Raw genomic sequence first — 12891 nt, forward strand, 5'->3', positions numbered from 1 at the left:
GGCGCCTAGCCGAGGAGCGACAGGGCCGAGAGGCCGAGGAACGGCGCCATCACCACGAGGCAGACCGCGGCGGAGGGCAGGAACCCGTGGAAGGAGTCCCGCCCGCCGACCAGGCGGCAGAGCAGCCCCGTGACCAGCGGCGGGAGCAGGAACAGCAGCAGCCACGGAGCCAGGACTCCCGCACTCGGCGCCGTCCAGTCGGGCTGGTCGTCGCGGTCCAGGGGAGGGAGCCGCACGAGGAGGAACGCGGCCGTGAGGACGATCGCGGGGAGGACCGACAGGCAGGTGAGCGTGATCGCGGTGAACCTCGCCCCGTCGTCCCGGGAGTACCGGCCGCGGTCGGGGTTTGGCGCAGGTCCCCGGTCGGTGTCCTCGTCCCAGCCCGGACTGCTGAATCGGATGCGTCCCATGAGGCGATCCTGCCGTTCCGCTGCGGCCTACGGCGCGAGGGCGACGGAGCCGAGCGACGGGTAGTCGGGCCCCTGGCAGTCCATCACGGTGAGCGTGCGGATCTCCGGCATCGTCGCAGCGCCCGGGATCGGGATCTCCTGGTCGGGACGGTCCGGATCCAGCGCGGCGATCTCGAAGGAGTAGCCGGCGGTGTCGACCCAGTCGCCGGATTCGTCCTGCTCGAGCGCACCCTCCTTCAGGGACAGCCGGAGGTCGGAGGCGTCGCCGGTCGAGAAGCCGGTGAGGACCGCCCACGTCGATCCGTCCGTCCGGCGCTCGATCCGCACCGAGCCGGTCGTCCCGGTCTGCTGGCTGACGAAGTCTCCCGAGAGGGGGAGCTGCTGCTCGAAAGCGCTGAGCGACGACTCCTCGGAGGAGGGCGCCGCCGACGACGTGGCCGGCGCGGCGTCCGCGGGTGCCGACGGACCGGTGGTCGGCTCACCGCCGGTGCAGCCGGAGAGCAGCAGCGCGCCCGCCAGCGCCGTGACCGCGACCGTGATCCGTGCTCCGCTCATCCCCATGGACCGATCCTGGCACCCGGGCGCCCTGTGCGCGCGCGGTTCTCCAGCGCCGACGGCGCCGCGAGGTCCGCAGCCCCGCCCCGGCGTCCCGTCACTCCCGCCGCTCGACCAGCGCCCGCAGCGCGTCGCGCACCAACCGGGCGCCGGTGACTCCGCCGTAGTGCGCCGAGAACCGCTCGTCGTCGACGTACATCTCGCCGAGCCCGAGCAGGTACTCGTCGCTCGGGCCGCCGGTCGCGTCGCGGGGCGTGCCCGGCACCTCGGCGAGCCAGGCGCGGTGCCGCTCGGCCAGCGCGAGCGCCTCCTCCCCGGTCGGATCCGCCCCGCTCGCCGCCGCGGCGGTCCAGGCGTCGGCGAGGTCCGCCTGCCTCCGCTGCCACTGCTCGCGGTCGTCCGCGCTCATCGAGCTCCACCAGCGGTCGCCGTCGGCGTACGCCGGGGCACCCCAGCGGCGCTCCACCTCCTCGCGGTGCTCCGCGTGGTCGAACCCGTCGAACATCTCCTCGGCCATCGGCCCGTTCCCTTCTCTCATCGTGGTGATCGTCCCGGCGACCGCCCGGATGCGGCGGTCGAGCCGTCGGCGCTCCTCCTGGAGCACGTCGAGGTGCCGCTCGAGAGCGGCCACCGGCTCCGCGTCGCGTCGCAGGATCTGCCCGATCTCGGGCAGTCCGAGACCGAGGTCGCGCAGCAGCAGGATCCGCTGCAGCGTCACGAGCGCGGCGGCGTCGTAGTAGCGGTAGCCGTTCGCGCCCACCCGGCTCGCCGGGAGCAGTCCCTCGGCCCCGTAGTGCCGCAGCGTCCGGCTGGTCGTGCCGGCCAGCCGCGCCACCTCGTGCACGGTCCACTCCTGCTCCACAGTGCCCTCCGTCTCCGCGTCGCCGGGGACTCCGGCGGCGATGGAAGCGACGGTACGGGTTGACGCAGCGTCAACGTCAAGCGGCGGGAACGGATCCGCTAACGGGCGCCGATCCTGCGCGTTCCCACCCGGAGGACGAGCTCGGTCACCGGCACCGCGGCGATCGAGCAGCAGGCGGCGGGCACCACGGTCAGCAGCGCGACGACGGCGTCCGTCCCGTCGCCCGCATCGGTCCACGCCGCGATCGAGACCACGAGCCAGGCGATCGCGAGGATGCAGACCGCAGAAGCGGTCCAGAGGACCGGCCAGGGCGCGCGACCCCGTCCCGCGGAGTAGGGGAGCCCGCCGACGGCCGCCGTCTCGGCGGTCGCCAGAAGCGCTCGGGCCAGCGGGAGGAGCAGCTCGCCGGGGTCCCGGCCGGTGTCGAGGGAGGACAGCGCGAACAGGACCGAGGTCGTCGCGAGCGAGAGGACCCCGGCGACGGCGACGAGCGTCAGCAGGGTCCGGACCGCGACGCTCACCGGTCGCCTCCGGCGAGGAACGCGCCGCGCTCCTCCAGCAGCCGCCGCAGGTGCCGGTCGAGCACCAGCCGCTCCGCGATCCGCCCGAGGACGCCGAGAGGGGCGGAGTACTCGAGCCGGTCGATCATCACCGAGCCGGAGCCGGAGCCGGAGCCGGAGCCGTCGGGCTCGAAGCGGTGCTCGTGCCGGAAGGTCGCGAAGGGCCCGCGGGTCTGCTCGTCGACGAAGGAGTGCGGGGCGTCGAACGCGGTGACGGTGCTGGTCAGCCGGAGCGGGACACCGAAGTGCCGGGCGCTCCAGGTCACGTGCTCGCCGAGCCCGATCAGCCCGGTGGTCGTCCCGGACACCGCGCGCTCGCGAGCGCCGGCCTGCGAGGCGGTGTGCAGGTCGATGTCGCGCGCCCGGTCGAACATCTCGGCGGCCGGGCGGGCGGAGCGGGTCACGACCTGGAGGAGCACGGTGTCGATCCTGCCCGCCGCGCCCGCGGCCGGCCGCGGACGCGCCGGTCCGTCCGCCTCACCAGCTCGTCACCACGGTCCGCGTGATCACCCACCCCTCGTCGCGGCGGACGAGGCGGCTCGTCAGCTGGAGCCGCCAGGTCGCGTGCAGGCGGCCGATGGTCGCCTCGGTGATGGTGCGGGAGGTGAGCACCGGGTGCGCGGCGCCGCCCGAGAGGGCGCTCTCGACGTGGTCGATCTCGTGGTACTCCTTGCGCGCCTCGTCGATGTCGGCGAGCCACTCCTCCCGCGACTGCACCAGGCCGGTCGGGTGCTCGATCACGAAGCGCTCGTCGAGCAGCGCCTCGAGCGCGGGCAGGTCCACCAGCTCCAGTGCGTCGAAGAGGGCGGCGTGCACGGCGGTCGGGCCGTCGTCCTCCAGCTCGTCGCTCATGCCGCCTGCCCCGTCATCGCTCATGCCGGCGGTCCCGTCGTCGCGCGACGGACGAGCTGCGTCGGCAGCTGCACGTGCAGCGAGCGCGGCTCGCGCCCGGCCATCAGGGCGATCAGCATCTCGGCGGCGGTCGCTCCGAGCGTCTGCATCGGCTGGCGGACGGTGGTCAGCGGCGGATCGAAGCGAGCGGCCTCGGGCACGTCGTCGAAGCCGATCACCGACAGGTCGTGGGGCACGGCGAGGCCCAGGTGCGCGGCGGTCTCGATGATCGCCAGCGCCGAGACGTCGTTGGCGGCGAAGACCGCGGTCGGCCGGTCGGGCAGCGACAGGAGCGAGGAGGCGGGCCGCCGGGCGGTGTCGCGGTGGTAGTTGCCCACCCGCAGCAGGCGCTCGTCGAAGGCGATGCCGGCCTCCGCCAGCGCCGCCCGGTAGCCGGCCTCGCGCAGCCTCGCCGAGCGCAGGTCGCCGCGGCCTGCGACGAAGCCGATGCGGCGGTGCCCGAGGGCGACGAGGTGGCGGGTGGCGAGCAGGGCGCCGCCGAAGTTGTCGGACTCGACGGTCGGCAGGTCGGCGCGGCCGGTGTGCGGGTCCACGGCGACGAGCGGGATGTCGGAGGGCGCGCTCACCACGCTCGGCGTGACCATGATCGCCCCGTCGATGAGGGTGCCGCTGAGCCGGCTGAGCGAGCGCCGCTCCCAGCCCTCCTGCTCGCCCTCGTGGGAGCCGGAGTAGGCGAGCAGGTCGAACCGCGACTCCGCCAGCACCGACCCCACGCCCTTCAGGATCTCGGCGCTGAACGGCTCGAACCCCGCGACGAGCACTCCGATCACGCCCGTGCGCCGGGAGCGCATGCTGCTCGCGACGAGGCTCGACTCGTAGCCGAGCTCGCGCACGACCTCGAGCACGCGGGTGGCGGTGGAGGGGGCGATGCCGTAGCGGCCGTTCACGGCCTTGGACACCGTCGCCACCGAGACTCCGGCGGCAGCGGCGACGTCGTGGATGGTCGGTCGGGTGGTCATGTGGCCGACTGTAACCCCTGCTTCGAAAACCATTTCGAAAACGTTTGACCACTTTCGCAAGCACTGCGGACACTGACTCCACCCGCGAAGGCGGGAACCCCCCACGGCGCCGGTGCACCAGGCGGCGCCCTCGATGAAGAGAACGGTTGGACGATGAAGTTCAGGAAGATCGCAGTGGCGACAGCAGCCCTGCTCGGCACGGTCGCGGCCCTCACCGGCTGCTCGGCCCAGGACTCGGGATCGAGCGACGGCACCGTCGCGATGACCCTCTGGCAGAACTCGACCACGGGCCCCGGCCAGGAGTTCTGGGACAAGACGATCGCGGACTTCGAGGCCGCGAACCCCGGAGTGACCATCGAGTCGCAGGCCATCCAGAACGAGGACCTCGACGGCAAGCTCCAGACGGCGCTCAACTCGGGCGACGCCCCCGACGTCTTCCTCCAGCGCGGAGGCGGCAAGCTCGCCGCCATGGTCGCGGGCGGACAGCTGAAGGACCTCACCGACGGCATCTCGGACCAGGCGCGCAGCGAGATCCCCGAGGGCTCGTTCTCGGCGAACACGCTCGACGACAAGGTCTGGGCGATGCCGGTCGCCGTCCTCCCGGGCGGCCTGTTCTACAGCCAGGACCTCTTCACGGCGGCGGGCGTCACCGAGACGCCGAAGACCATCGACGAGCTCGACTCGGCGATCACGAAGATCAAGGGCAGCGGAGCCCAGGCCGTCGCGCTCGGCGCGAAGGACGCCTGGCCCGCCGCGCACTGGTACTACTTCTTCGCGCTCCGCGAGTGCAGCGCCGACACCATGGCCGAGGCGGCCGACACCAAGGACTTCTCGGACGACTGCTGGGTCCGCGCGGGCGAGGACCTGCAGGACTTCTCGGCCACCGAGCCGTTCAACGAGGGCTTCCTCACCACCGCCGCCCAGCAGGGCGCGGGCAGCTCGGCCGGACTCCTCGCCAACCACCAGGCGTCGATGGAGCTCATGGGCGCGTGGAACCCCGGCGTGATCGCCTCCCTCACCCCCGACGAGAAGCCGCTGCCCGACCTGGGCTGGTTCCCGTTCCCCGAGATCGACGGCGGCGACGGCGAGGCCGGCGCGATCATGGGCGGTGTCGACGGCTACTCCTGCTCCGCGGGCGCTCCCGACGAGTGCGTCGACTTCCTCAACTACCTGGCCACCTCCGACGTGCAGAAGGAGTACTACGCGGCCTTCAACGCGCCCCCGGTGAACACCGTGGCGCAGGAGGCGGTCACCGAGCCGTACCTGCAGCAGATCCTCGAGGCCTACAACTCGGCCCCGTACGTCTCGCAGTGGCTCGACACCGTCTACGGCCTCAACGTCGGCAACGCGCTGAACGTCGGAGTCGTCGACCTGCTGGCCGGCAAGAGCGACCCCGAGCAGCTGGTCGAGGCCGTCAACGCCGCCGCGGCGAAGGCCTAGCCACCATGGCACTCCGCGAGAGCCCGCTCCTCGGAGTGGATGAGCCCCGCGGGACCGCGCGCACCGGAGGCGTCACCTCGACGCCTCCGGTGCGCCGGCGCCGCCGCAGCGTGGGCTGGGCGGGGCGCTTCGAGATCGCGCTCCTGGTCGGCCCGGCGCTGATCGTCTTCCTCGCCTTCGTGATCTTCCCGGTCGTGATGGCGGCCTACTACGGCTTCTTCAGCTGGCAGGGCTACGGAGTGCCGACGGACTTCGTCGGCTTCCGCAACTACCTGACGATCCTGCAGGACCCCACCTTCCACGACGCCCTCGCGCACAACGGCATCATCGTGGTGCTCTCGCTCGTGCTCCAGGGGCCGGTCGCGATCCTCCTGGCGCTGCTGCTGAACCGCAAGCTGCGCGGGCAGTCGATCATCCGCGTCCTGATCTTCGTGCCGTACGTGATCTCGGAGGTCGTCGTCGGCACCGGCTGGAGCCTGATGCTCCAGACCAGCGGCGCGGTCAACGGCCTGCTCGAGAAGGTCGGCCTCGGCGCGCTGAAGCAGGACTGGCTCTCGGATCCGGCGATCGCGATCTGGACGCTGATGCTGATCATCACGTGGAAGTACATCGGCTTCGCCGTGATCCTCTTCCTCGCGGGTCTGCAGGGCATCCCCGAGGAGCTGTCCGAGGCCGCGGCCATCGACGGCGCCTCCTACTGGCAGGTGCAGCGGCGGATCACCCTGCCCCTGCTCGCGCCGACCCTGCGGATCTGGGCGTTCCTGTCGATCATCGGCGCACTGCAGCTGTTCGACCTCGTCTACATCATCTGGGGCCAGTACGTGTCCTCGACCGCGGGCACCTCGACCATGGCGATCTACCTGGTCACCAACGGCCGCAACGCCGGCAACTACGGGTACGGGAACGCCGTCGCGGTGGTCCTGTTCCTGATCTCGCTCGTGGTGGCGCTGCTCTACCAGCGCTTCGTGCTCCGGCGCGACACGGCGGGCGCACTGACGGGAGACAAGCGATGACCGGCACGACGATGACGGCCCCGCCGATCACTCCGGAGACCCCTCGGCCTCTCGCGGTGAAGCGGCGCCGGCAGCCCCTGGGCCGCGGCACCACGATCGCCTATGTCGTGGCGATCGTCGTGATCGCGCTGATGCTCGCCCCGGTGGCGTACATCATCCTCGGCGGCTTCCGCACGAACGCGCAGATCACCACCGACCCGGCGGGCCTGCCCTCGCCGTGGAACGTGCAGAACTACCTCGACGTGATCACCGGCGGCGTCTTCTGGCAGGAGGTCGGCAACTCCACCATCGCCGGCCTCGCGACGACGCTCGGCGTGGTCGTGCTCGGCCTGATGGCGAGCTACGTCCTGGCCCGCTACGACTTCACCGGACGCGGCGTGTTCTACGCGCTCTTCGCCGCCGGCCTGATGTTCCCGATGACCGTGGCGATCACTCCTCTCTACCTGGTGATCAAGAGCCTCGGCCTGATGAACTCGCTCGCCGGAGTGGTGCTGCCGCAGATCGCGTTCGGCCTGCCGACCACGATCATCATCCTGGTGCCGTTCCTCCGCGCGATCCCGGACGAGATCCAGGAGGCGGCCTTCATCGACGGCTGCAGCCGGATCGGCTTCTTCTTCCGGATGGTCGTGCGCCTGGCGATGCCCGGCGTGATCACCACGGGGATCCTCGCGTTCATCGCGAGCTGGAACAGCTACCTGCTGCCCCTGTTCATCCTCAACAACGAGTCCACCTTCACGCTCCCGCTCGGAGTCCAGGCGTTCTCGTCGCAGTACTCGGTCGACACGGCGAAGGTGCTGGCCTTCGTGTCGCTGTCGATGATCCCGGCGCTGATCTTCTTCAGCGTCTTCGAGCGCCGCATCGTCGGCGGGCTGACGGGGGCGGTGAAGGGATGAGCGGATCGCTCCGCCCGTCCGCCGCGTCCCCCGTCCCGTCCGCACCCGTCGCCCCACCCGCAGAGAGGGTCGCACCGTGACCGCACCGCACGCACCAGAGGACCCCCAGGCCCCGTCCGCCCGCACCACCGAGCTGCTGGGCCGGATGACGCTGGAGGAGAAGCTCTCCCAGCTGGTCGGCTACTGGGTCGACCAGGGCGGCGAGGTCGTCGCCCCGCTCGCCGGCGAGATGGCCACCTCGACCGGGTACGCCGAGGCGACCCGCGAGGGGATCGGCCAGCTGACCCGCGTCTACGGCACGCGCCCCGTCGATCCGCTCGAGCGCGCCCGGTGGCTGTGGGCGGAGCAGCGCCGCATCGTCGAGGAGACGCGGCTGGGCATCCCGGCGATCGTCCACGAGGAGTGCCTGACCGGGCTCGCCGCCTGGCAGGCCGCGACGTTCCCGACTCCGCTCGCCTGGGGCGCCTCCTTCGACCCGGAGCTCGTGGCCGAGCTCGGCGCCGTGATCGGCGGCTCGATGCGCGAGCTCGGGATCCACCAGGGCCTGGCGCCCGTGCTCGACGTGATCCGCGACCCCCGCTGGGGCCGGGTCGACGAGTGCATCGCCGAGGACCCGTACGTCGTCGGCACGATCGGCACCGCGTACGTGCAGGGGCTGCAGTCCACCGGCGTCGACGCGACGCTGAAGCACTTCATCGGCTACTCCGCCTCCCGCGGCGGCCGCAACCACGCGCCGGTGCACGCCGGACCGCGCGAGATCGCGGACGTGCTGCTGCCGCCGTTCGAGATGGCGATCCGCGACGGGGGCGCCCGCTCGGTGATGAACTCCTACGCCGAGATCGACGGGGACCCGGTCGGAGCGACGCCCGCGTACCTCACGGGCGTGCTGCGCGAGCGCTGGGGCTTCGACGGCGTGGTCGTCGCCGACTACTTCTCGGTCGCGTTCCTCCACCTCATGCACGCGGTCGCCGCCGATCTGGGCGAGGCGGCCGAGCTGGCGCTCGCCGCGGGGATCGACGTGGAGCTTCCCACGGGCGACGCGTTCCTCGCGCCGCTGGCCGCGCGCATCCGGGCCGGGGAGGCCGACGAGGCGCTCGTCGACCGGGCCGTGCTGCGGGTGCTCGCGCAGAAGGAGCGGCTCGGCCTGCTCGACGCGCGCTTCGACGACGCCCCCGAGTCGATCGACCTCGACTCGCCGGCCCACCGCGACATCGCCCGCCGCCTGGCCGAGGAGTCGGTGGTGCTGCTCGCCAACGACGGCGTCCTGCCGCTCGCTGCGCCGCGCCGCCTCGCGCTGATCGGCCCCAACGCCGACAGCGCGCCCGCGCTCATGGGCTGCTACTCCTTCGCCAACCACGTGCTGGCGCACCACCCGGGCGTGCCGCTGGGCTTCGAGATCCCGACGGTCGCGGACGCGCTGGCCGACGAGTTCGGCTCGGCGGAGCTGCTGCTCGCCGAGGGCTGCTCGGTCGAGGGGGACGACGTCTCCGGGATCGCCGAGGCGGTCCGGGCGGCCGCCGACTCCGATGTGGCGATCATGGTCGTCGGCGACCGGGCGGGCCTGTTCGGCCGCGGCACGGTCGGCGAGGGCAACGACGTCGAGAGCCTCGAGCTCCCGGGCCGCCAGCGCGAGCTGGTCGAGGCCGTCGTGGCGACGGGGACCCCGGTCGTGCTCGTGCTGCTGACCGGCCGCCCCTACGCCGTGGGCTGGGCGCTCGACGGGCCGTCGGCTCCCGCCGCCGTGCTGCAGGCGTTCTTCCCGGGGGAGGAGGGCGCCGGCGCGATCGCTGGCGTCGTCTCGGGACGGGTCGACCCCTCCGGCCACCTGCCGGTCTCGCTGCCGCGCTCCGCCGGAGCGCAGCCGTTCTCGTACCTGCACCCGATCCTCGGCGGGCCGTCGGACGTGACCTCCGCCGACAGCACGCCGGTGCGCCCGTTCGGCCACGGCCTCTCGTACACGACCTTCGCCCGGACGGAGCTGGCGGTCGAGGAGTCCGCCCCGACGGACGGATCCTTCACGGCGACCGTGCGCGTCCGCAACACGGGCGAGCGGGCGGGCACCGACCTGGTGCAGCTGTACGCCCGCGACGTGTTCGCGAGCGTGACCCGGCCGGTGGCGCAGCTGCTCGGCTACGCGCGGGTCGCGCTCGAGCCCGGCGAGGAGGCGGAGGTCCGCTTCGAGGTCCCGGCCGCGCGCCTGGCCTTCACCGGACGCGAGGGCGTGCGGATCGTCGAGCCCGGCCGCGTCGAGCTGTGGGTGGGCCCGGACTGCGCGACGCGCGAGACGGAGGCGACGCTCGAGCTGGTCGGCCCGGCCGCCGCGATCGACGCCTCGTCGCAGCGCCTCGTCGGCACCCGGGTCCAGCGGGCGGGAGCGGGCGTCCCGGCCTGACCCCGTGCACAACGCTGGAAGGATTGCTCCGGCGGGCCGTGGATCCGCGGATCCCGGTGCCCGCGGGGCGATCCTTCCTGCGGTGTGAGCACGACGCGGCTCCGGCACCGCTCTGGCGCGGCTCGGGCGGGCGCGGCAGGCTGGGGGGATGAGCGACGACGCGAAGCAGACCCTCCTCCGCTACCTGCAGGAGGGGCGCGACGCCCTGCTGCAGAAGCTCGACGGGCTCGACGAGTACGACGTGCGGCGGCCGCTGGTCGCGACGGGCACGAACCTGCTCGGCCTGGTGAAGCACGTGGCGGGCACCGAGGCGGGCTACCTCGGCGCCGTGTTCGGGCGGCCGTTCCCGGAGCCGATGCCGTGGATGGAGGACGAGTCGGAGCCGAACTCGGACATGTGGGCGACGGCCGACGAGTCCCCGGCCGACGTCGTCGCGCTGTACCGCCGCGTGTGGGCCCACTCCGACGCGACGGTCGCGGCCCTTCCGCTCGACGCTCCCGGGCAGGTCCTCTGGTGGACGAACCGCGACGTGACGCTGCACCGGATCCTCGTCCACATCACCGCGGAGACGCACCGGCACGCGGGCCACGCCGACATCGTCCGCGAGCTGATCGACGGGCGGGTCGGGCTCCGGACGCCCGGCGACAACCTCCCGCCGGTGCCGGAGGAGTGGTGGCCGGAGTACCGGGAGCGCCTCGAGTCGCTGGCGCGCGCCGTCCGCGACCGGGCCTGACGTGCCGGCGTCCGTCGGCACCGCGGTCACGCCTGCGCGCGCGGCGAGGCTGCTCGACGACCTCGATCCCGCGACGGAGGAGGCGCTCGACGCGGCCCTGGGCGGTCGCGGTCGGGGCCGGGCCGCCCTGCAGCGGCGCCGCGACGGGGCGTCGCCGGAGGAGCGGAGGCAGCGGGCCGCGCTCGAGCGCCGGGCGTTCAGCGCGGAGGCGGACCCCGCGGCGCTCGAGGAGCTGGCACTGATGCGGGCGCAGCGCCGCGAGCGGGAGGAGGCGCTCGACGCCGCGGTCGCGGGACTGGCCGCGTCCGTCGGACCCGCAGTGGCCCAGGGCCGGATCGGTCGCGGGACGGCGAGCGGCCGGGGCGGGACGCGCCGTGACCGGACCGGCTGGGACGAGACCGGCCGGGACGAGGTCGGCCGTGACGAGACCGGCCGGGACGCGGCGCCCGGCTGGGGCGAGCGCAGTGAGACCACCGGAGGCGACGACGCCGACTCCCGCACCTCCGCCACGCCCCGCCCGCGCCGCCGCCTCGGGGTGATCGCCGCCCTCGTCGCCGTGCTCGGGCTCGCCGCCCTCGGCACGGCCGCCTCCGTCGCGCTGGCCCCTCGCCCGTCTCTGGAGGTCTTCACCGAGCCCTGGGCCGTCCCCGACGACGTCGCCACGCGCCCGCTGTCGACCCTCGCGAGCCTCCGCGTCTTCCACTGGGGGCCGACGCGCTACCTGGGCAGCATCGCCGGAGTCGACTACTTCGCCACCCTCAGCCTCGACTCCTTCTCGGCCGCGGAGCTCGCCGACGAGTCCGTCTGCCTCTACGGGCTCGCGCGCTCCGACGGCGACGTCGTCGTCACGGACTGCGCGGCGACCGCCGACTTCGTCGCGAGCGGCATGACCCTCTCGCCCGACGACTACCAGGGCGACGCGGGCGGCACCGGAGTCGCCTGGGGTCCGACCGGAGGGATCCGCTCGGCCGGCTGAGGCGGCTGGCCCGACTCCACCGGGCCCGCTCGCCGTCCCCGATCAGCTCCTCGGGCCCCGCCCCGTCAGACCCGCCGCGCCGACGCCCGCTCCACCAGCGGCATCGGCACCAGCACCCGCTCTCCCGGAGCGCCGCTCAGCAGCAGCTCGACCGCCCGGCGGCCCATCTCCTCGTGCGGCAGCGCCACGGTCGTCAGCCCGGGGCGGAGGTAGGCGGCCAGCTCGTCGTCGTCGAACGACACCACGGCGACGTCGCCGGGGATCGAGAGTCCCGCCTCCGCGACCGCCTGGTAGGCGCCGAACGCCATCCGGTCGTTGAGGCAGAGCAGGAGGCGGATGTCGTCGCGCCGCGCCAGCAGGTCGGCGACCGCGCGGTGGCCGTGCTCGGGCTCCCAGTCGGGGATCGACTCCTCGGCGACGAACGCGAGCCCCTTCTCGGCCATGGCGTCGCGGATGCCGGCGACGCGCTCGGCCACCGTCGCCGAGCGGAAGCGGTCGCGCTCGACCTCGTCGTTCTGCCCGATCAGCGCGATCCCGTCGCGGTAGCCGTGCGCGTGCAGCAGCTCCACCGCGGCACGTCCGCCCGCGTACTCGTCGGGCAGGATCGACGCCGGGTGCTGCGAGTTCGTCGCGTTGAGCATCACCACGGAGGTGGAGGCGGGCAGCTCCGGCACGTAGAACTCGCGGGAGCGCATCGAGGCGAAGATGATGCCGTCGACCTGGCGGTCGAGCACCGCGTCGACGGCCTCGGCCTCGCGCGCCGGATCGCCGCCGGTCTCGAGGAGCAGGACGACGTGCCGGGCCGCCTCGGCCGCCGTGAGCGCGCCCTTGATCAGGCCGCCGGCGAAGCGCGTGGTCGCGATCTGGTCCGAGATGAAGCCGATCGTGCGGGTCTTGTCGGTGCGGAGCCCACGGGCGGCGACGTTGGGCCGGTAGTGCAGCGCCTCGGCGGCGGCGAACACCCGCTCGTGGGCGTCCTTCGACAGTCCGGTCTCGGGCTTCCCGTTGAGGATCATCGACGCGGCCGAGATCGACAGCCCGGCCTCGCGGGCCACGTCGGCGAGCGTCACGCGCTTCTTCGCCATGCCCGCCGCCTCCCGCCGTCGCCCTTGACAAGTCTTCCGTGTGCACAGACTATATCCACACCTGAAACCTTTTAGTCCCCCGCTCAAAGGTTTCAGGCGGC

At 73.2% G+C, this 12891-nt stretch carries 14 protein-coding genes; 6 read left to right on the forward strand and 8 right to left on the reverse strand.

All coding sequences use genetic code 11. The features are described from left to right. Positions 1-5: 5 nt before the first annotated feature. From C5D66_RS07775 to C5D66_RS07805, 7 genes are all read right to left on the reverse strand, one after another. A complete protein-coding gene (locus C5D66_RS07775; protein ID WP_104255788.1) occupies positions 6-410 on the reverse strand; it encodes a hypothetical protein in 405 nt (134 codons plus the stop codon). Between the two features lie 27 nt (positions 411-437). Next, positions 438-965 carry a hypothetical protein gene (locus C5D66_RS07780; RefSeq protein WP_146086958.1) on the reverse strand — a complete coding sequence of 176 codons (528 nt, stop codon included), beginning with the start codon at positions 963-965 and terminating at the stop codon, positions 438-440. Between the two features lie 97 nt (positions 966-1062). Continuing rightward, a complete protein-coding gene (locus C5D66_RS07785; RefSeq protein ID WP_104255790.1) occupies positions 1063-1827 on the reverse strand; it encodes a TipAS antibiotic-recognition domain-containing protein in 765 nt (254 codons plus the stop codon). 98 nt (positions 1828-1925) lie between these two features. Beyond that, positions 1926-2348 (reverse strand): hypothetical protein, encoded by a 423-nt coding sequence (locus C5D66_RS07790; RefSeq protein ID WP_104255791.1) that lies wholly within the window; start codon positions 2346-2348, stop codon positions 1926-1928. Beyond that, positions 2345-2806 (reverse strand): SRPBCC family protein, encoded by a 462-nt coding sequence (locus tag C5D66_RS07795; RefSeq protein WP_308471157.1) that lies wholly within the window; start codon positions 2804-2806, stop codon positions 2345-2347. The genes C5D66_RS07790 and C5D66_RS07795 overlap by 4 nt, the downstream gene beginning before the upstream one ends. Before the next feature lie 58 nt (positions 2807-2864). Then, positions 2865-3263 (reverse strand): nuclear transport factor 2 family protein, encoded by a 399-nt coding sequence (locus tag C5D66_RS07800; RefSeq protein ID WP_104255792.1) that lies wholly within the window; start codon positions 3261-3263, stop codon positions 2865-2867. Further along, positions 3260-4258 (reverse strand): LacI family DNA-binding transcriptional regulator, encoded by a 999-nt coding sequence (locus tag C5D66_RS07805; protein WP_104224902.1) that lies wholly within the window; start codon positions 4256-4258, stop codon positions 3260-3262. Before C5D66_RS07805 ends, C5D66_RS07800 begins: the two co-directional genes overlap by 4 nt. A gap of 153 nt (positions 4259-4411) precedes the next feature. On the opposite strand from C5D66_RS07805, the gene C5D66_RS07810 reads away from it, so the two are divergent. The 6 genes from C5D66_RS07810 to C5D66_RS07835 all read left to right on the forward strand — a co-directional run bounded on the left by C5D66_RS07810 (position 4412) and on the right by C5D66_RS07835 (position 11705). Next, a complete protein-coding gene (locus C5D66_RS07810; protein WP_104224901.1) occupies positions 4412-5698 on the forward strand; it encodes an ABC transporter substrate-binding protein in 1287 nt (428 codons plus the stop codon). A 5-nt stretch (positions 5699-5703) separates the two neighbouring features. After that, positions 5704-6711, forward strand: coding sequence for a carbohydrate ABC transporter permease (locus C5D66_RS07815; protein ID WP_104226347.1), 1008 nt, complete (start codon positions 5704-5706; stop codon positions 6709-6711). Beyond that, positions 6708-7604, forward strand: a complete 897-nt coding sequence (locus tag C5D66_RS07820) for a carbohydrate ABC transporter permease (RefSeq protein ID WP_104224899.1) — start codon at positions 6708-6710, stop codon at positions 7602-7604. The genes C5D66_RS07815 and C5D66_RS07820 overlap by 4 nt, the downstream gene beginning before the upstream one ends. Before the next feature lie 145 nt (positions 7605-7749). Further along, the gene (locus C5D66_RS07825) at positions 7750-9996 is read left to right on the forward strand and encodes a glycoside hydrolase family 3 N-terminal domain-containing protein (protein ID WP_104255793.1); all 2247 of its coding nucleotides are present in this window, start codon (positions 7750-7752) and stop codon (positions 9994-9996) included. A gap of 148 nt (positions 9997-10144) precedes the next feature. Further along, positions 10145-10729, forward strand: coding sequence for a DinB family protein (locus tag C5D66_RS07830; protein WP_104255794.1), 585 nt, complete (start codon positions 10145-10147; stop codon positions 10727-10729). Position 10730: 1 nt separating this feature from the next. Then, the gene (locus C5D66_RS07835; protein WP_104255795.1) at positions 10731-11705 is read left to right on the forward strand and encodes a hypothetical protein; all 975 of its coding nucleotides are present in this window, start codon (positions 10731-10733) and stop codon (positions 11703-11705) included. A gap of 65 nt (positions 11706-11770) precedes the next feature. On the opposite strand, the gene C5D66_RS07840 is transcribed toward C5D66_RS07835, so the two are convergent. Next, on the reverse strand, positions 11771-12790 hold the full coding sequence (locus C5D66_RS07840; RefSeq protein WP_104255796.1) for a LacI family DNA-binding transcriptional regulator: 1020 nt from the start codon (positions 12788-12790) through the stop codon (positions 11771-11773). Positions 12791-12891: the final 101 nt, after the last annotated feature.

The organism is Rathayibacter sp. AY1B4 (assembly GCF_002932815.1).
Taxonomy (GTDB): Bacteria; Actinomycetota; Actinomycetes; order Actinomycetales; family Microbacteriaceae; genus Rathayibacter.